The 20,004-nt window shown below is 42.4% G+C and carries 18 protein-coding genes; 4 read left to right on the top strand and 14 right to left on the bottom strand.

Annotated features, from left to right (window positions below):
* Positions 1-525: 525 nt before the first annotated feature.
* From rfbC to WKF69_RS04485, 3 genes are all read right to left on the bottom strand, one after another.
* Complete coding sequence (gene rfbC, locus WKF69_RS04475; RefSeq protein ID WP_340379830.1) at positions 526-1,074, bottom strand: dTDP-4-dehydrorhamnose 3,5-epimerase; 549 nt, start codon at positions 1,072-1,074, stop codon at positions 526-528.
* The gene (locus tag WKF69_RS04480; RefSeq protein WP_340379832.1) at positions 1,071-1,379 is read right to left on the bottom strand and encodes a DUF4286 family protein; all 309 of its coding nucleotides are present in this window, start codon (positions 1,377-1,379) and stop codon (positions 1,071-1,073) included. Before WKF69_RS04480 ends, rfbC begins: the two co-directional genes overlap by 4 nt.
* A 255-nt stretch (positions 1,380-1,634) precedes the next feature.
* Positions 1,635-3,440, bottom strand: coding sequence for a tetratricopeptide repeat protein (locus tag WKF69_RS04485; protein WP_340379834.1), 1,806 nt, complete (start codon positions 3,438-3,440; stop codon positions 1,635-1,637).
* A 342-nt stretch (positions 3,441-3,782) separates the two neighbouring features.
* Here WKF69_RS04485 and WKF69_RS04490 point away from each other — a divergent pair, with 342 nt between their 5' ends.
* Genes WKF69_RS04490 through WKF69_RS04500 form a run of 3 tightly spaced genes read left to right on the top strand, consistent with a single transcriptional unit; the run spans position 3,783 to position 7,978 of the window.
* Positions 3,783-5,609 (top strand): S9 family peptidase, encoded by a 1,827-nt coding sequence (locus WKF69_RS04490; protein ID WP_340379836.1) that lies wholly within the window; start codon positions 3,783-3,785, stop codon positions 5,607-5,609.
* 3 nt (positions 5,610-5,612) lie between these two features.
* Positions 5,613-7,286, top strand: coding sequence for a HAMP domain-containing sensor histidine kinase (locus WKF69_RS04495; protein WP_340379838.1), 1,674 nt, complete (start codon positions 5,613-5,615; stop codon positions 7,284-7,286).
* A 2-nt stretch (positions 7,287-7,288) separates the two neighbouring features.
* The gene (locus WKF69_RS04500) at positions 7,289-7,978 is read left to right on the top strand and encodes a response regulator transcription factor (protein WP_340379841.1); all 690 of its coding nucleotides are present in this window, start codon (positions 7,289-7,291) and stop codon (positions 7,976-7,978) included.
* A gap of 94 nt (positions 7,979-8,072) precedes the next feature.
* On the opposite strand, the gene WKF69_RS04505 is transcribed toward WKF69_RS04500, so the two are convergent.
* From WKF69_RS04505 to WKF69_RS04530, 6 genes are all read right to left on the bottom strand, one after another.
* A complete protein-coding gene (locus tag WKF69_RS04505) occupies positions 8,073-8,633 on the bottom strand; it encodes a hypothetical protein (protein WP_340379843.1) in 561 nt (186 codons plus the stop codon).
* Positions 8,634-8,805: 172 nt separating this feature from the next.
* Entirely contained in the window at positions 8,806-9,465 is a 660-nt protein-coding gene (locus tag WKF69_RS04510) for an MOSC domain-containing protein (protein ID WP_340379845.1), read from the bottom strand.
* Positions 9,462-10,340 carry a hypothetical protein gene (locus tag WKF69_RS04515; protein WP_340379847.1) on the bottom strand — a complete coding sequence of 293 codons (879 nt, stop codon included), beginning with the start codon at positions 10,338-10,340 and terminating at the stop codon, positions 9,462-9,464. Before WKF69_RS04515 ends, WKF69_RS04510 begins: the two co-directional genes overlap by 4 nt.
* Before the next feature lie 20 nt (positions 10,341-10,360).
* On the bottom strand, positions 10,361-11,626 hold the full coding sequence (locus tag WKF69_RS04520; RefSeq protein ID WP_340379849.1) for a metallophosphoesterase: 1,266 nt from the start codon (positions 11,624-11,626) through the stop codon (positions 10,361-10,363).
* Between the two features lie 177 nt (positions 11,627-11,803).
* Positions 11,804-13,315 carry a sigma 54-interacting transcriptional regulator gene (locus tag WKF69_RS04525; protein ID WP_340379881.1) on the bottom strand — a complete coding sequence of 504 codons (1,512 nt, stop codon included), beginning with the start codon at positions 13,313-13,315 and terminating at the stop codon, positions 11,804-11,806.
* 4 nt (positions 13,316-13,319) lie between these two features.
* Positions 13,320-14,420 (bottom strand): VWA domain-containing protein, encoded by a 1,101-nt coding sequence (locus WKF69_RS04530; protein ID WP_340379851.1) that lies wholly within the window; start codon positions 14,418-14,420, stop codon positions 13,320-13,322.
* Between the two features lie 170 nt (positions 14,421-14,590).
* Between WKF69_RS04530 and WKF69_RS04535 the strand changes: the two genes are divergently transcribed.
* On the top strand, positions 14,591-15,019 hold the full coding sequence (locus WKF69_RS04535; RefSeq protein WP_340379853.1) for a nuclear transport factor 2 family protein: 429 nt from the start codon (positions 14,591-14,593) through the stop codon (positions 15,017-15,019).
* Between the two features lie 439 nt (positions 15,020-15,458).
* Here WKF69_RS04535 and WKF69_RS04540 read toward each other — a convergent pair whose 3' ends face one another.
* The 5 genes from WKF69_RS04540 to WKF69_RS04560 all read right to left on the bottom strand — a co-directional run.
* Positions 15,459-16,340 carry a cupin-like domain-containing protein gene (locus tag WKF69_RS04540; RefSeq protein ID WP_340379855.1) on the bottom strand — a complete coding sequence of 294 codons (882 nt, stop codon included), beginning with the start codon at positions 16,338-16,340 and terminating at the stop codon, positions 15,459-15,461.
* A gap of 95 nt (positions 16,341-16,435) precedes the next feature.
* The gene (locus WKF69_RS04545) at positions 16,436-17,227 is read right to left on the bottom strand and encodes an SDR family oxidoreductase (protein WP_340379857.1); all 792 of its coding nucleotides are present in this window, start codon (positions 17,225-17,227) and stop codon (positions 16,436-16,438) included.
* Positions 17,228-17,237: 10 nt separating this feature from the next.
* A complete protein-coding gene (gene hemW / locus WKF69_RS04550) occupies positions 17,238-18,371 on the bottom strand; it encodes a radical SAM family heme chaperone HemW (RefSeq protein ID WP_340379859.1) in 1,134 nt (377 codons plus the stop codon).
* Between the two features lie 51 nt (positions 18,372-18,422).
* Entirely contained in the window at positions 18,423-19,406 is a 984-nt protein-coding gene (locus WKF69_RS04555; protein WP_340379861.1) for an EamA family transporter, read from the bottom strand.
* Positions 19,406-20,004 (bottom strand): Lrp/AsnC family transcriptional regulator (locus WKF69_RS04560; protein ID WP_340379863.1); only part of this gene is annotated, 599 nt, incomplete at its 5' end. The genes WKF69_RS04560 and WKF69_RS04555, both read right to left, overlap by 1 nt.

A 20,004-nucleotide genomic window follows, 5' to 3' on the forward strand; every position in this document is an offset into this window, starting at 1 on the left:
TTTTCAACCGCTCTTTTTACGTAGGCAGTTGTCATCCCAGCGTATGCTGGGATCTCTTCTTAATTCACTGCAATTCACCTTTTTAAAAGGTGCATCTTATCTCCCTAAATCAGTGCAATTTCCATAAAACGCAGCAAACCAATGTTCATACCATTTTAGGTCCCGGCTCGGGGGCAATGTCATTAAGTTAAGTGGCGGGAGGTTCTGGCCTTCGCCAGAATGACAAGACATAAGTAGGGATTGGGGAGATTCCAGCCTTCGCTGGAATCTGAGTAATCTTCATTGGCTCGTTATTAAGTTTTGTGTGCCACCTCGGCGAGATCGCTTTTTGGAACAATAACAAGCTGCGATTCCAGCGCAGGCTGGAATCTCCTATTTCTCCAAAAAAGTTGTCATTCCCGCGAAGGCGGGAACCTAAATATGACGTATAAATATTAGTGGTATAAGCTTAACTTAATGACATTGGGCTCGGGGGCCGGGATCGAAGTGTCTGGAATCTGCAAATTTCAATATTGTATTTCCATTTTAAAATGGGCTGATAAAATCTTTAAACAAAGAAAGCTCCTTGTCTTTTTCTGAAAGGATCACTTCTGACGGGTCAATGCCCCAGTCGATGTTGAGATCCTGATCATTCCAGAGAACGCCTATTTCTGACGCTTTATCATAAAGGCTAGTCACTTTGTAAGCGAATATGGTATCGTCTTCAAGAGTTACGAAGCCGTGTAAAAAGCCTGCCGGAACCCAGAACATATTGTGGTTAGTTTCATTTAGCTCGACCACGACGTGTTCGCCATAAGTTGAAGAGTTTTTTCTTATGTCGACAGCCACGTCCATTACCCGGCCTTTTATTACCCGAACCAGTTTTCCTTGTGCACTTGGATCTCGCTGAGCATGTAAGCCCCTCAAAGCGCCTTTCTGTGATAGTGATTGGTTATCCTGAACAAAGTCGGCGTAGATACCTGCGCCGTCGAAGGCTTTTTTGCTATAGCTTTCGTAGAAGTAACCGCGGTCATCGCGCCACAGTTTGGGTTCAATGAGGAAAAGCCCTTTTATTTTAGTCTCTGTAAAAGTCATCGTGCATCTAAGAATTCCATGAGGGTACGGAATGAAACAAATTTGTTGGTGAATTCAGCGGGGAAATCTGCCTGAAGCGCAGCAGAATAATTCTGCTTGTACTCATTATACTTGTCAATTGAATCAGCGATATATTGAATACAGTATGTAATTCCTTCATTAGGAGAGTCAAGTACCTTTAGCAATCTGTTTGAAGCAAAACAGCCTGTGTCCATTACTTGCCCGATATGAATATTCTGCATCCAGTTGAGCCAGGAATCATGAATGCTGTCCTCGATGATAATCGTTACGTTATATAAGATCATGAGGCGAAGATAGGAATAGAAGTGTGGCTTATAAAATTTGTAAATAATTGTATTTGGGTTATGACTAAAAAGACTAAAATTTATGTTGTTTAGAGTATTAAAATTGGGAGGAGTTTTTTGAGGTTGCCCCGTGGGCGGGGCCCGGGCTTTCCGCTCCAATCTTTTGCCCTGCGGGACAAAAGGATTTCCGCTTCAATCCCTAACCCGATCTAAACGCTGTGAAAAAAAGATCTTCTTGCTGTATTCATTCCCAGATTAACCCAATTTGTCGCCCCTAAGAAGCCTGAACCTCTTCCTCGCTTCGATAACATACAGGCTGCCCGGAAAATCAGTGATAATCTTTTGATATAATTCCAGAGCTTTCGATGGCTGTCCTAATTTGCTTTCGTAAAGATCAGCGAGCATGAAAAGGGCATCATCCCCCCAAAGATCGGAAGTATGTTTGTCAACGATTTCCTGTAGCTGCGCTACCGCTTTATCAGTCTCATTACTTTTGAGGAAGATCCGTGATTTTGCCATCAAAATATCGTCGGCAAGGGAATTTCCAGGGTAAAGAATATTAAGACTGTCCAGCAACGATAATGCTTTGACTGGCTGGTTTTTGAATATCAGCAGATCGGCGTAAGAATATTTCTTGAGCGCGGCAGTATCAGTTTCTTTTTGAAGATTGTCAGATATAAGCAGGCTGAGGTTAAGCGCGTCATTAGCTATTAATTGCGTTGTCGAACTCTTGAGCACATCCAACTGCGCTTTTGACCATACGTAATCCCCCTGAAAATATGAGAGCTTTGCATTCCTGAACTTTGCTTCTTGTCCGTAAGTGTCATTAGAAAATTGTTTTTCAACTTGTCCGTACAAAAGTGCTGCTTCCCAAACTTCCCCGGTAAGAATATAAATATCCCCGAGTTCGAGTTTTGCCTGTGCAAGAGTGACGGTAGTAGTTCCAGGAAGCGCAATTAATTTCGATAGCTCTTCCCCTGCCTGGGCCGGTTTTTGCAGATAGAAGGCTTGCAGATTGGCAAGTTGTCTTATTGCCACGGACATGTTCGAACCACGACCGAATTCGCTCAGCTGCGCTAAATAGTCTTTTTCCAATGCAAGCAGATCGGATTGACTGAATCTAGCAGACGTTAGCTGTTTAAATTTTGTATATAAAAGATCCATTTTGGCGGGGATGTAGTACTTCCCATCGCTTCCTTTTGAGACCACATAGTTCAGCGCTTCCACCGCTTGTTCATATGCAAGATTGGATAATAGAAGGCGTGATAATTCAGACACACGGCTTCCATCTTCTTTTAAACGGCGATCTAAAGCCAGCGTTTGCCGGAGGGCCATATCGAATTCTTTTTGCTGGATATATTGCCAGGTAAGAAATTCGGTATAAGCAATATTTTGAGGGTCTTTCTGCAAACGCCTCAATAAAGCCGTTTTTAAAAGATCATAATCGGCTTTGTCTTCTAAAATGGCAGCCAGAACGTTTTGAGCCTGTGGTAACATTTCCGGATTAGTATTCAGAAGTCCCAGATATTCCTGAATAAGCATCGGTTTGTCTTTCCGGTAACGGTAAAGGCTTAATAGATCAAATGAAAAAGCATTCTCATCGTTTATAAGCTTACGGCCATTGAGCAGGGCTTTAACAGAAAAATCATAACCCTCGGCTCTGTAGAATGTTATTGCCAGGTCTTTTATCGCAAATTCGTTGGCAGGGAGATCTCTGATAAGTTTATTAAACCACTCCAGCGCTTTTTCCTGTTCACCCTTCTCCTGATAGACGCGACCTACATCAACTGCGTAAGTGTAATTGCCTGGATTTGCCTTTAATAATTTTTTTGCAAGGTCTTCGGCCTCGTCGTATTTTTTGGTCTTTAAAAGGCAAGTAAAATAAGGGTCGTAATAGCCTGCATTTTTTGTCCGGTTAAATAGCTTCTCGTAAATGACGGCGGCCTTGTCAAATTCGCCAGTCTGAAAGTACTGGACTGCCAGTGCTTCATCGGAATTGAGCTGGGCCTTGACGACCGGCGAACCCAAAATTATCAACATCAGAATAACAATTCTTTTCATGTCTGCTCCTTTACTATAACACGCTGAATACTAAGATAACGATAATGCGTAACCATTAATATGCATTGCCCGGCTTTTAATAAAGTACGGTCAAATTTGACTTGAAAACCCACTTGTAGTTTAAATGTTACGCTCTCAGTAATTCGGTTTATAAATCTTTTGCTAACTTGAAAAGTTAAATTCATAATTTTTCGGTGACTTTTAATATTTAGTAAATTTCGGTTGCAATTTTGCAATGAAACCGAATTGTAGATTTTGTACAGAGTTTCGGATTAACGGGAAATGCATCAGTTTAAAAAATATTTTTTCTTTTTTATATTTCTTTTAAGCATATCCTGTACGATGGAAAAGACGGTAGATCGAATACCCGTCGAAAACTTCTTTAAGGAGGCTTTTAAAACATCCTTTTTAGTATCACCGGATGGGGAATATATTTCATACCTCAAGCCGGAAAATAACCGGATCCATATCTACGTGGAGACCTGGGATGGAAAAAATACAACTCAATTAACTTGCGATTCAAACAGAAACATTGCCTATCATTTTTGGGCCAATAACGATGAGCTACTGTATTTAAAAAATGAATCAGAAAGTAATGATCCTGGCCTGTTTGCTGTAAGGAGAGACGGATCAAATAAGCGAGAGTTATTATCCTTTTCAAAAACAAAAATACGCCTGATAACATCGGAGCCCGTTAAAAATAATAACGTACTCGTGTCGCTGAACAAGCGTGATTCTACAGTTTTTGATGCTTATCGATTGGATATTCAGACAAGCAAACTTTCATTAATTGTTAAAAACCCGGGTAATATTACAAAGTGGTATGCTGATAGAGATGGCCAGCTTAGGATGGCTATTGCCAGCGATGGGGTCAACGAAACATTGTTATACCGCGACTCAGAAAAGAATGAATTCAAAGCCGTTTTAACTAATAATTTCAAAGCGAGTATTTCCCCGTTAGGGTTCAGTAAGGACAATACGTGTATTTATGCGCTTTCTAATAACAACCGCGATAAGACGGCGCTGGTGGAGCTTGATTGTGTAACCGGAAAAGAGCACCGCATTATCTATAGTAATTCTGAAGTCGATGTCTCTGAGGCTGTCTTTTCAGCGAACAGGGATAAATTGATCTATGCAGGATACGAAACGTGGAAGAAAGGGCGTCATTACCTCGACGATTCTGTAAAGGCAAGGTACACCCGGCTTGAGAAGCTCCTCCCAAATGCCGAACTGAAAGTTGCCAGTGCGGATGCTTCAGAAAACAAGTTCATCATCCGGACTTATACCGACAGAAATCCTGGTTCATATTATCTCTATACATATAAGGATAATAATCTGAAGAAACTCAGTGATGTCAATCCTTCTATAGATCTGGAGGACATGGCTGAAATGAAACCTATTTCATATAAGTCGCGCGACGGTCTGACTATAGATGGATATTTAACCTTGCCGAAAGGGAAGAAAGAGACAAACCTTCCGGTGGTTGTAATGCCCCACGGCGGATCAGATTCACGTAATAGCTGGGGTTACAATTCAGAAGTCCAGTTTTTAGCCAATCGGGGATATGCAGTATTTCAAGTGAATTTCCGGGGTTCAAAAGGGTACGGGAAGAAATTCTGGATCGCTGGCTTTAAAGAGTGGGGAGGCAAGATGCAAGATGATATTACTGACGGTGTTCACTGGCTCATCCAGAAAAAGGTAGCGGATCCCACACGGATAGCAATATATGGATCCAGCTTTGGGGGTTATTCAGCCCTTCATGGCTTGTGTTTTCAGCCGGATCTGTACCAATGCGGAGCTTCCTATTCGGGTCTGACCAATTTGTTTACCTATCTGAAAGGTATCCCGCCTTATTACAGGCCATACGTTCAGATGTACTACGAGACAGTAGGTAACCCTGAGGCTGATGCCGATTATTTCAGGGCTGTGTCACCTGTTTTCCATACAGATAAGATCCGTTCACCTGTCTTAATTGCACAAGGCTCGAGAGACCCGCGTGTCAATATGAATGAGACAAATCAGTTTGTTAAGGAACTTAAGAAGAGGAAAGTTCCGGTAACATATATACTCAAAGAAAACGAGGGTCACTTCTTCCGGAACCCCGAGAATAAGTTGGAGTTTTACAGGGAACTTGAAAAGTTTCTTGATAAAAATCTAAGAATGGAGTAGTTAATGAAGGAGTATCAGCAGAACTACCGGAAAAACTTCTCCCTAATAATAATCTTTCTGATATTGATCACAGCCTCTATGGCTATAGCCTTCTACTTAGCATATAATCTTACAACGAAATATGTTGAGAACGAGTTTGTATCACAGAAAATTGAAGTTCTCGAGGAGACAGTAAAACCTTACAATAACTTTTTCCAGAACAAGATTCCGGAAATCACATTTTATCAGGGCTACCTCGACTCAAGTCAGGCTATTAAATATGTCGATACGATATTCCGGAAATTTAAATTTGTTGACAAAATTGTCTTTTATGATGCAGGGATTAGTAATCATAAAATCCCCGATGGCGTTAAGGTGAATAATTTCGCGATCGCCCCTAAATCAGTTTATCAGTTTGCCCGCAATATCAATAAAGACTCCGTTTTGCTATTCAGGGAAAATCATCTCACCGGTTCCTTTTCGTTGAAAACCGGGGATGAGTTCAATAAAATGGCAATTAAATTTACAGGGTTCATCGAATCATCAGACACAACTAAGGACCTGAGCGATGATGATAGGTTCAATATTTTTTATACCATAACATCAAAGCGGATAACGTACATGAATATCCCGAGGAGGGAAGACTTAAAAATGTACAAAGAGATAATGACCAAAAACCTTCCCCCGTCACCGGTCTATGAGCTCGATATGCTTACTTTTTATTTAGATCCGTTTAAGCTTAATATTAAAAACACGAATCCTGAGCTTTATCAGCATATCAGTATTAAGCCTTTAGTGTATGAGTCTTTAGCAAATGATCCCGAACTGGTGAGTAACGATCTGCCATTATCGGGTCCTTTTTCTGACTATAAATTGTATTTCCGATCGGATAAGGGCTATTTAATGAGGGAGATCAACAGACGATTTCTTCCAATTGCAGGTGGATTATTCCTGACCTATAGTATCCTCGTTTTGATAGGGTATTTGATTTATCGCAATCTGAATATAAACAGTAAGATGTTTAAACTGCAGTACGATTTTATTAATAACCTCACCCATGAGTTCAAAACGCCTGTTAGTGTGATTAAGATCGCCGGGAACAACATAAGGAGCGCTACTACACTTTCGGATCGCGAGCGGCTGCATTACGGCAAGATACTGGACGAAGAGGCTGATAAATTGAACGACCTGATGAACAAACTTTTATCGTTCACTCAGATCGAGAATAAAGCGATAAAGATTAAAGAAGAAAATGTCAATCTGGAAGTTTTCAGCCAGAATTTGATCGATGCATATCAGCTTAAATACCCCAAATTTGATATTTTATGTAAAATTGATGGGATAGAGTATTTTAAAACAGATCCCGTTCTGTTAGGAAGCATCTTTCAGAACCTGATAGATAATGCATACAAATACTCAAACCCGGATACCAAATACCTTAAAATATCAATCAAGAAGGTTAAAAAGAACGTCATAATGAAATTCACTGACCATGGAATTGGTATCCCTGCAAGGGACCTGGATAATATTTTCAGAAAGTTTTTCCGGGTGCAAAATCAATACAACCAACAGGGTAGCGTTGGATTAGGTTTGGCATTCTGTAAAGAACTGGTTAATTTTATGAACGGAACTATCACAGTTCATAGTGTAGAAGGAAAGGGGTCGGAATTTAAAATTGAGTTGCCTTACGAAATATAGATATGTCAAAAGAAATTAAAGTTGCTGTTATTGAGGATGATGAGAATCTCCGCTTTCTGGTTGTACACCGTCTTAAAACAGAAGGGTATAAAGTTGTAGAAGCTTCTGACGGTGAGACGGCTGAAGAGCTGATCATGACGGAGCAACCCGATATAGTACTTCTAGACTGGATGCTTCCCAATAAGCAGGGTTCTGAGGTTTGTCAGAACGTACGCAAGCTTGGTTTTAACAATATCGTTGTAATGATGACAGCCAAAGCTCAGGATGTCGATAAGATCGATGCTTATAGTTTTGGAGTTTCGGATTACGTTACCAAACCTTTTAACATGGACGTGCTGGTTGCACTGATCGATAACAAAGTAAAATTTGTGATCAACAATGAGAAATCCGAAGTGTACAGATTTGGAAATATGGAGCATCATCCAAATACACACTCCCTTATGCGCGATGGCAAAAAGATAGAGCTGACCATCCTGGAAAACAGGATACTTCTTTATTTCTTAAAGAATGCAAATACGGTTATCAACCGTGATGAGCTTATGATGGTTGTTTGGGGTTACAATTCTGATGTGAATACACGTACCCTTGATATGCATATTGTACGACTTCGTAAGAAAATTGAAAACAATCCGGACCGGCCGCATTTTATGCAAACTGTAAGAGGGGTTGGGTATAAGTTTGTAGCTGAGTAACGTTATAAGTTATACGTTATACGTTATACGTTATACGTCTGGGCGGATAGCACAGCGTTTAGTAACGTATAACCTACAACGTAGAACGTACAACTCAAAAATATATGTCCACATAATCCGTGGTCGTACCGTCGCAACTTATCATGTTTTGCAGCCTCCAGTACTTGCGGGTGCCTGTTGCTTTAAATAGTTGCTTCCCGGTCTTTACGCAAGGTTCCCCTGGATTAGCATGCACATTGTGCTCAATCTTGCCATCAAACTCAAGCTCACGGTCATTTAACGGTTTTATCTTCCCTTCTACCCTAAGATAGATTCCTTTTTCGCCTGTCTGGCTTCCTTTAATATTATACCAACCATTGTCAGAAGTGGTGATCATCGCTGAACCGACCTTTTCCCAACTTATCCAGTGCAGTGTCAGGTCATGTCTACCCGCAATGGTTGGGGAAGGGCTCGTCGGCACTACTTCCGGTGCTTTCTGGATCGTGTCACCTTCGAAGGTTCTTTCAGATTTTTCTATAACGGCTTTCAGGCTGTCATTTTCTTTTCTCAGCTCAAAATTTTCTTGTCTTAGATGCTGATCGGCCGTATCCCCGGTGTTTGGTTTACAGGATGCAGTACTCATTAAGGCCGCAAGTATAACTGTTGGTAGTTTCACGGGAAGAGGTATACAAAGACGATACCAAAGGGAGTTGTACGTATGTATTACGTTCTACGTTGTACGTCTGAGCGGTTAGCACAGCGCCCACAAGTTAAAAGTTATACGTTGTACGTTATACGTCTGGACGGTTAGCACGGCGTTTAGTAACTTACAACGTATTACGTATAACTTACAACTTAACAAGTTTTTTCTCAAACATCTCGCGCCAGTCGGTACTTAATTCTTTCAGATTCACGAGTCTCTCGATCCATTCTTTATTTTTTGCATCATGGTAGCGGACATGATTCACATCCATTACTGAGATCTTTTCCGGATGAGAGCTAAGGTGGATGAGTTCGTCGGTGTTTTTAACCACACCGGGTATGATGGTCCTGAGATAATAGCCGGTAAAGCCTGTCTGTTGAAGATGGACCGGAAACTGTTTGTAATTATACCGGATGCCAATTACATAGCATGGGCCGCGGGGCTCTGAGACTTCAACGATAGCTTCGCCAAGCTGGTAACGGTCGCCGATAAAAACATTGCTCTCGAGAGCGTATTCTCCGGTGAGTGTTAGATTTTCGCCGAACGCTGCAGGGACAAGGTCAAAGCCGAGTTCATTTTTCCACTTTATGAAATGATCTGAATTGTAACAACAGATGGCCTTATCGTTACCCCCGTGATGTTTCTTATCCTGAACCATGTCGCCCGCAAAGGATGTCATTCCCAGCTCAATACTTTCAGCCTCAATTGGGATCTTACAGTAGGCGGTTTTAACAGACTGGTGATCGGCTACGATGACTTCAGGTTTTCCGATAACATTTATAGATAAAATTCGAATGCTCTTCATAAAGGCAAATAGCTGCAAAGTAGTACCATCACGAACTGGACAATCATCGTTCCGTCAAGGTAAAAGAAGTAATAATATTCGTTCTTTTGCCACTTTGATTTAAAGATCAACCAGCCGGATAAAATAATAGTAAGCATCAATCCCAGGAAATTGCCGTCGATACCTTTTGTGAACAGACATAGTAAAACCAAGTAAATCAATAACATACCCTGACAGATTAGTAATGCTTTTCTCTCGCCAAGGATAACGGGAATGGTTTTCAGCTCATTAGTCTTATCCTGAAAAAGATCCCGGATATCAAAAGGCACAGTGATCGCGGCAATGAAGAGAAAACGTTTGGCTATCAGAACAATGCTGTCGTTCATGCTTACCGAAGCTTCGATGCTGCTTTCAAGCTCAAGGATAGGCAGAAGCACACAGCTTAGTGACCACACTGCTGCGATTAGAAACAATTTGACTCCAGGTATATTCCTCAGGCCAAAATGTTTGTCGTTGATACTGAATATAGGCAGGCTGTAGGCCACTGAGATCAGGGCCAACGAGACTAATAAGATCCTGGATGACGTGTTAAGAAAGAAGATCAGGGGAAGGATCGAAAAGACAGCGATCATTGTAAGTGTGATCATCAACCTGTAGTGCGAGAAGATCCATCGAACTCTTCTAAAAGGGGAGTTTTCTGGCTTCGCCGGCCTGGATAATAGCATGCTGAAATTATAAAGGGCGAGTGTAGAGCAGAAAAGAAGTCCGAGCACATGTTTTTCCGGCTCGGTGTCAAGAAGCTGGTATGTCACCAATCCTTGCGCTACAGCACACAATGCAATAAATATATTGCTGAATAACAAACAATCAAGCGCCTGCCTAAGGTATTTGTTCATAGTTGGGAACGCCGGGCTGCTTATGCAGGGTTCCGGCGTAATTCAAATATCGTAATTTCAGGTAATATTCCAACTCGTCCCGGATATCCGAGGAAACCATATCCCACATTTACATAAAGCTGCTGATTTTTTTCCTGGTAGTGGCCAGCCCATTCCTTATAAACATATTGTACGGGGCTCCACTGGAAGTTTTCGGTTATCAAACCGAATTGCATACCGTGGGTATGGCCGCTAAACATCGCGTCGATCTGAGGGTATTCGGATAACACCTGGGCCCGCCAGTGGGATGGATCATGGGATAGGAGAAGTTTCACGGGTAAATCATCCGTGTCCTTTACTGCAAGATACATCCTGCCATACTTTGTAAAACGGCCTGCACCCCAGTTTTCGATACCAAGTATCCCAATCTCTTCTGTCCCAATCTTTAGCCGGCGGTTCTCATTTAGCAACAGATCCCAGCCCATGTTTTTATGGGTAAGTTTTACGTCCGCAAGGCTTTTTGCCTTAGCCTGAGACGGTTCCGGCCCGAAGTGATAATCGCCATAGTCATGATTTCCAAGGATTGAGAAAACCCCCAGAGGTGCTTTCACTTTTGAAAATATATCCTGGTAATTCCGCATCTCCGACGCAACATTATTGACCAGATCACCTGTGAAGAATATTAAATCCGGTTTTTCTTTCAGCAGCATATCAACACCACCGATCACGGCTTTACGGTCGTAAAAACTTCCTGAGTGTATATCGGAGATCTGGCCCAGCGTAATGCCGTCGAAAGAAGATGGTAAATTCGGAAGATAAAGCGTTTTTCGCTTAACGCGATAATCATATGCGCCCGACACCATTCCATACGTGAATGAGGCCAGTGGAAGGACGGCCACGAGGGTTCCAGCTTTGATCAGGAACTCTGAGCGGGGTATATTGTCAGATGTGGGAGAGCTATGCTTAACTGCCTTCTGTTTACTATCAAACAGCTTTCTTTTAATCCAAACGAATGCCCGCCGTATATCATCAGCTAAAACAAAGGGCAGGATAAATATCTTCGAAATAAATGTCATAAAAAACAGTACCAGGATGACGGTCCTGACCATGAATTTGATGTTAAAGAAAATACCAACGAACACCCCAATAATCAACAGCAGCGAATATCCCCACCAGATATATTTAAATGTGAGATAGTTCTTATCTTTCCATTTCCAGCTTACTGAACGAACTGCTCTGTATATGTAAATGTCAATTATGATCAGCAGGATAGTGATCACAATTAGCCCAAAAATACGGTTACCCATTCTAGTTGTCCGTTATTAGTTGTTCGTTATTAGGCTTAGCGGACATCTTTGGCTGCGCCCGGTGATCAGTAATCAGTGGCTGCGCCCGGTAATCAGTAGAATTTTCCTTAGTCGTTAGGTACGTTAGCACTGATTACTGATTACTGATTACTGATTACCTGATTACCTGATTACTTCTCAATACCTTCCCCTGTCTTCATTGTAATCCTCATCTTCATCTTCTCCAAACTCTGCACTGAAAAGGCTGTTGAACATATCCGCAAATGCGTATCCTTTATCGAGAAACGATTTGTTTACAAGCGAAAATTCAGCTAACCCATGCAGCAGGAATTCCATTAGCAGAAGCTGCTGATTTTCATTAAGACTCGGATGGAACTGTTTTATTACAGTCTTTAATCCCGGAACTGAAAGAAGGGCATCCTTATACTGCGCCAATGAAAGATCATCAACAAGGTTAATAGTGTTACCAGAGCTAAACCAGGTGGTTATATCGGAATACGGATTAACAGATTTTGCTTTCTTTAATTTTTCAGGATCAGGGAAATAAGTAACCATTAGAGTTTTGATCGCTTTCCCTAATAAAATATTAGCAACCTTGGTAGGGCCTTCGAGTTCACCTTCGTAAACAAGCTCTATTTTGCCAGTGATAGCTGGAATTACTCCCAGAAAATCTGAGATTCGCACAAAGGTCTGCTCCTCGTCATTCAGAAGCATTCTGCGCTCAGCATTGCTGATAAGATTTTCGTATGCAGAGATGGTCAGACGCGCAGAAACACCTGACTTTTTATCGATATATTCTGAATCGCGCGCTTCAAATGCAATTTGTTCAACGAGGGTTTTTACCAACCCATCTGCTTCTATTTTGGAACGCTGGGCAGCAGAAATCCGGGCTTCCTGCTGAGTGATCTTCCGTGAGATATCTACAGACTTTGGATAGTGAGTAAGGATCTGGCTTTCTATGCGATCCTTCAGCGGAGTGACAATTGCACCGCGGTTTGTGTAGTCTTCCGGATTTGCTGTAAATACAAACTGCAGATCCAAAGGTAAGCGAAGTTTGAAACCCCGGATCTGAATGTCTTTTTCCTGAAGGATATTAAATAAAGCTACCTGGATCCTCGCCTGCAGATCGGGGAGCTCATTGATTACAAAGATTCCGCGGTGAGCCCGCGGTATAAGCCCGAAATGAATAACACGTTCGTCGGAATATGTTAGCTTCAAAGTAGCTGCCTTTATTGGATCTACATCACCAATAAGGTCCGAAACCGTAACATCAGGCGTAGCTAGTTTTTCTGTATATCTGTCTGAACGGTGAAGCCAGGCAACAGGTGTTTCTTCACCTTGTGTTTTAATAATATCATGCCCGAACCAGGAAATTGGGTTCATTGGATCTTCAAACAGTTCCGATCCTTCGATATAAGGAACATATTCATCCAATAAGTTGATCATCAGACGCGCAATACGTGTCTTAGCCTGACCCCGAAGGCCCAGAAGAAGTATATTATGCTGCGAAAGAATAGCAGTATGAAGATCAGGAATTACAGTATCCTCATAACCAATAATCCCTTCCATCAAGGCATTCTTATTTTTTAATTGTTTTATCAGGTTTTCCCGCAGTTCTTCCTTTACTGAACGCGATACATATCCCGATGCTTTCAGGTCTTTTAATGTCTTTATTTGCAGCTTATCCATCGTATTATCTAACCGTTCGTCTTCTATTTTTAATATAATCTTCAAAAATATATTCTCCCAAACCTTTAAGGGAGCTGTAAAAGGCCTTTCCGCCGTTGATCTCAGTAAACTGCCGTACAAATTGCTGCAGGTACGGATCTTTCGCTATCATAAACGTAGTAATGGGAATTCCCAGCCTTTTACACTGGGCCGCCATATTGAGGGTTTTGTTAACCACTTTTCTGTCCAGACCGATACTGTTCTTATAATATTTGGTACCTTCTTTTAAACAAGTTGGTTTACCATCTGTAATCATAAAGATCTGCTTATTATGAGTTTTACGTCGGCGCAAGAGATCTACCGCTAACTCAAGGCCTGCGTAAGTATTGGTGTGATATGGACCGACCTGTAAATAAGGGAGTTCCTTTAGAGTGATTGGCCAGGCATCATTTCCGAAGACCACAATATCCAGAGTATCCTTAGGATATTTTGTTCGGATGAGCTCGGCAAGGGCCATAGCTACTTTTTTAGCTGGTGTAATTCTGTCCTCACCATACAAGATCATAGAATGAGAAATATCGATCATCAGCACGGTAGACGTGATGGTTTTATAGTCTTTCTCTTCAACTTCAAGGTCGCGCTCAGTCATAGAGAAGTCACCGATACCATGATTAATCTGGGCATTATGAATGGATGCGGTCATGTCGATCTGATCCAGGCTATCACCAAACTGATATTCCCGGCGGTCAGCATTCTTTTCTTCACCAAGCCCAGAAATATTTGTGTTGTGGCTTCCTTTACCCGATTTCTTCAACTTCCCAAATATCTCTTCCAGAGCTGACTGCCGTATGGTTTGTTCAGTCCTGGAAGTAATGACGAACCCTCCCGGATTTTGATCATCATTGCCGAGGTAACCTTTTTTCTTAAGGTCGTCGATGAAGTCGCCCATGCCGTATTCGTCGGTTGTGAGTTTGTATTGTTTATCAAGCTCATTCATCCAGGCAATTGCCTCATTGGCATCACCGGAAGTATAATTGAGGAGCTCCAGAAATAATTTCAATAGCTCTTCAAACCCACCTTTTGGAAGCTCATTCGGTATAAATTTTGAAAATGAATGTCCCCGCATAGTTTACAACTCTTCTTAAGATTTACGAAGATTCGAAGATAAAGGTTTGAACAAGCAAAAATGTTACTGGGATGTCAAATAAAGAGGAGGTCTGAGGTCTGAGACCTAAAGTCTGAGATGGCCGAAATTTGAATGAGGGTGGTCGCCTTTTTTATGCTTAATTTTATTGTATGAAGAAGCTGGTAACCTTTTTATTAGTGATTGTGTGTCTGGCCGCCTGTACAGCCAAGAATGATTCAGATCATGCCGATATACTTAAAGTTCTGGAAGATCAGCGTCTGGCCTGGAATAAGGGTGACATTGAAGGATATATGCAGGGTTACGTTAAGTCAGACTCCCTCGTTTTTGTTGGTAAAAGCGGCCCGAAATATGGGTGGAAAACAACCATGGATAATTATAAGAAAGGCTATCCTGACAAAGCCGCGATGGGGATATTAACTTTCGGTATTAAGAAAGTAAAGCTAATAAACGCGGAATATGCTTTTGTATTGGGAGGCTGGCATTTGAAGAGGGAGAAGGATGAACCCCAGGGATACTTTACCCTGCTGCTGCAGAAGATCGAAGGAAAATGGAAGGTCATTGCGGATCATTCGAGCTAAGTCTGGTTGTTAGTGATTAGATATTAGTGATTAGAGCCTTTTTATAATTCGTTAGGTATGTTGCCACAGGCTTCAGCCCGCGTGGGAAAGATGATAATGTGTGGTGGGGTGAGGTGCGGAGGAGGTCCTCGCTTTCGCGACAATTATTGGTAGAAACTAAGGGGGGGATGAAGGCGGCATGCGCCCGCCTTCATCCCCCCCAAATTTTTATAAAACGTCTGTCATCCCTGGAAAGCAGGGACCTTCTCAAAGACGCGGCTCAGCTCGCGTCCTCTATGAATAATCAATTCAAGCTGGTTCAATACCTCAGCCAAGCTGGAGGCAATTGAAGATGAAAAGAAACGTAACCCTAAAGATTTCGAAATTAATGATTATGGTGGGCAGGGTAGCTGCCGGCACGCAGGCTTCAATTCTCAACTCTCAACTCTCCACTCTCCACTTATTTCGGTTCCCCTTTAGCCAACGCCTCTTCCGCCCATTTAACAGCTAATTTCTCTCTGTATTTTGCATACGGTGCTTTTAAAGCCATCTTTAATAAGCTATCCACACCGCCTGCAGTTACGACGCTGAATAAACTTTCCGCCTTTTGCACCCATGATTCATCCCAGGCACGTAAGCTAAGGGAAAAAGACCCGTCCAGATATTTCATCCAGTGCCACATAGCCCTTGGCATGAACAGTGTATCGCCATGCTCAAGGAAAACCTCGTACCCTTCAACACCCTTCAACGCGGGGAACTTTTCGAAGTCAGGGTTTAATACATCGTAATCTTCAAGAGCATAGGTGGCATTGGGAATGCAATACAAACGCCGTTTCCATTTATAATCGAATAATATAACCTGTTTCCTTCCCCCAAAATGAGTATGGAACAAATGAGGCATATCGATATCGTAATGCAGAAAAGTCACCGAATTAGAACCGCCAAAGAACATAGCAGGCATGCTTTCAATAAAACCGCCCATCAGTTCCTTCGGCAATTCGATATCTTTCAAAAGCTCTGGTCTGTGTTTGAAAATATTGAAGAGAAAGATGCGTAGTTCAGTTGGCTCGGATTTAATAAGGTCCAGGTAATCGCCCATTTTCATTCTGGCAGCAGCAGAGTTTACGGGCTTGGAAGGGTCCGCTTTGGAATTATCATACAAAGGGACTTCAAGGTCGCCGGCAACGGCTTTGAAATAATCGACATTCCACTTTTCCCGTGCGGGCCAGCTCTTACTGAGGCCTTTTATAACGAGTGGTTTACGGAGAAGTAAGTAATTCGTTCTAAAGTCTTCCGGGGAAATGCTTTCAACGGTATCAACCGGTTTTAAAATGAAGCTCATAATCGTCGCGATGAGTAAATCCTTGACGAAAATAGGACTTTAAGCTATTTATGAACAAGAAATCAGGACACCGGATTGTAAAATTATGCAGACGCTTAGGTGACTTTTGCTCTGCGGATGATATTGGAGAACAGGCCGGGGAAGAAACGTTTTAACAAGACGCCATATTTTTCCTTTCCGCCAATATAGACTTCCTGCTTGCCGGCACCTATAGCTTTCACAATTTCATTAGCGCATTCAAAAGCAGGCATTCCGTTAGCCTGCGCGTCATCCATAGTATTTTGTCGCGATCCGTCGGCCTTCAAGGCATTATAGGTAACATTCGTTTTTATAAAGCCCGGGCAGACAATCATGATCTTTATTTCTGGTGTTATCTCTGTTCGTAATGAATCAAAGTACCCATGTAAGGCGTGCTTAGATGCGGAGTAAGCGGATCTGAACTTAGTTCCAAATTTGCCAACCAGGCTGCTTATGATCACTATGTGGCCTGAGTTCCTTGCCATCATCCGCGGTAGAATGGCCTGCGTAAGAACTACCGTACCCCAGAAATTTGTATCCATAATGCTTTGCGCTACTTTAATATCTGTGTCGATAGCCAATGAACGCTGGCTTACGCCCCCGGAATGAATGATCATGTCTACATGCCCATATATCTTTTCTGCCGCGGCAGCTTTTTCCGGGAGGCTTTCCGTATTTGCAAGATCGAGCGGAAGTACATGGATATCCATGGGATTTCCTTTACAGCTTGCTTTCACTTTATAAAGCGCATCACCTGTACGGGATGAAATAATCAGCCTGGCCCCAAGCTGATTCATTTTATAAGTTACGGCTTCTCCAATTCCGCTCGACGCGCCGGTGATCCAAATGACTTTATTTTTAAATTGCATATCGTACTTGCTATAAGATCTCGACAAAAAGCTCGGAGGCTATCCGATCCGCGAATAATTTCCCTTCCTGGCTTAAAGTTATAGTTTGGTCTTTGAGTGCGGCCCATTCTTTTTCCAGAAAAGGTTCGAGGCTTTCCCGGATTTGCGAACTGTAGTCGCTGTGAAAGCGCTGGCTTACCAGGTTGAGATCAACTCCTTTACTGGTTCTTAATGCGGTCATAATATATTCGTTGATCCGGTTCTCGGTTGTCAGGTGTTCAATCTCTAAAGGGATCTTGTTTCCCTGCAAGGCCTGGATATATTTCATATTGTCGGCCACATTCCATTGCCGGCTATCACCATTAAATGAATGAGCAGAAGGACCGATGCCAATGTAATTTACTCCTTCCCAGTAGTTGGAATTATGTCTTGAATGCCGGCCGGGCTTAGCGAAGTTTGAAATCTCATAATGGTCAAAACCTGCACTATGAAGCTCATCCATAAGAATTTCAAACTGGCGGGCACTTTGAGCTTCATCCATGGGCCTTTGCTTTCCTTTCTGAATGAACGAAGCTAAAGCCGTAGCTGGTTCTACCGTCATCGAATAGGAAGAGATATGTGGTATTTGCAATTCAATAAGCTCGCGGATGTTGAACTTCCATTTTTCATTGGAAAGCAGGGGATAACCGTAAATCAGATCTGCGGTAATATTTTCAAAGCCAGCATCCTGAACACGTTTTATCGAACTATGTCCCTCAGGTGCGGTGTGTGCACGGTTCATCCACTTTAAATCTTCTTCAAAAAAGGACTGAATTCCTATGCTGAACCGGTTCACCGGTGTTTGGCGCAATTCTTTTACTTTTTGGGGATTGAGATCGTCAGGATTTGCCTCGAGCGTGATCTCCGCTGTCGCCGACACCGGGTAGTGATCGGTTATCTCATGTATCAGCATTCCCAGCTCGTCTGCACTTAACACGGAGGGTGTGCCGCCTCCAAAGTAGATTGTCTCTATCACTTCAGTCCCGGTATAAGCCTTCCTCAAAATTATTTCATTTCGGAGGGCCTTAACCATTTGATCCTTATAAACCGGCGATGTGCTGAAATGGAAGTCGCAGTAGTGGCAGGCTTTTTTACAGAAGGGGATATGAAGGTAAATTCCAGCCATGATGCAAAAGTACGAATATAGAAGCGGGAAGCTGGAAACGAGATGAGGCAATTAACTCAGCGCTCGTTCCCTAACCGGGCTTTCAGCTTTGAGCTTCAAGCTTTCCGCGATTTTCTCCCTCCTATACTTTGCCATATTTATCAGCAAAACACTGCCAAGGATGGTGACCAGCCCCAGTATTTGAATAAGGGTTATCTTTTCATTTGCGAAAATTACAGCCAGCAGAACAGCCACTACAGGATTGACATATGCATAGGTACTAACCTGCATGGCCGGGCGTACCTTTAGAAGCCATACATATGCACTGAATCCCGCAATAGAACCAAGAAATACAAGATAGAAAAGTGATAGCCATGCTCCGGTTGAAACACCACTCCAATCAAAGCCGCTGGCTTCACCTCTGATAAGCATGCCCGGTAAAAATGCAATGCCAGCAGACATCATTTGCCATGAAGTATTTACCACCGTGGAACCTTTCGACGATTTGTATTTTGAATATAGAGAGCCGCCGACCCAGGCGATGGAAGCCAGGATCAATAAAGCCATCGTGCCGATTGCTATACTTCCGGTTCCTTTCATAGACGCGGCAACCTGTTCACTAAACAACATGAGTACGCCGGCTAAGCCGATGATCATCCCTAAAATAATAGACCGGCTTCTGAAATTATCTGCCCATTTCGGCTGATCAAGCAGGACGAACCATAAGGGTGCAGATGATACTGTTATCGATACAAGCCCGCTCGGCACGCTTTGTTCTACCCAGATGATAATGCCGTTTCCGAAAAACAAAAGCAAAAGACCGCTGATAATTGCGTGCCTGATATTAGGAATTCCGAACAACTTCTCGCCCTTAATTACACACCATGCCGTAAGACAGATTCCTGCCATCAGGAACCGAAGTGCCCCCAGCATGAAAGGAGGGAATTCTGCAACGGCTTTTTCGATAAAGAAGTAAGTGGATCCCCAGACGATATAAACGATGGCAAAGGCAATGATCACCATTACTGGTGACGCAGATTTATTAGAGGAGGTCATTATTTTGTTATTACTAGTTGTTGTTGCTCTTTTACTGTTTCCAGTACGATGGTGGTACGGGTTGATAAAATATTCGGTATTCTGCTTAAAGCATTCCGCATTAAATGCATCAACGACGCAGAGTCACTCGTTCGGATCTTGACCAGGTAACAATCCTCACCAGCTACATGATGTACTTCCTGTACCTCCGGAATCTTCGCCAGTTCATTGGCCGTATCGCTGCAACCCAAGCCATCGGCAGCCTTAATAAATACAAAGGCCAATAAGTTCTGATGCAAGGCAAGTGGGTTTAACCGAGTGGTATACTGAAGAATTACGTCTCTTTGCTCCAGTTTCTTCACTCTTTCGAGGACAGCTGAAGGCGCCATTTCAAGCTCACGTGCTATATCAGCATTGGAAATACGGGCGTTCTCCTGCATAAGCTGCAAAATGCTCAGGTCTGTCTGATCTAAATGGAGCTCTTTTGGATTAATCATTCGCCAAAAGTAGAAAATAAATGAATAATATTCAAATAAACAATCAAAAACATGATTATTATTCTCTTTTAGTCTAGCTTCCAGCCTTCCTAGGATACCATGTAAAAAATGCAGAAATTTGC

The organism is Daejeonella sp. (assembly GCF_037719425.1).
Classification (GTDB): Bacteria; Bacteroidota; Bacteroidia; order Sphingobacteriales; family Sphingobacteriaceae; genus Daejeonella.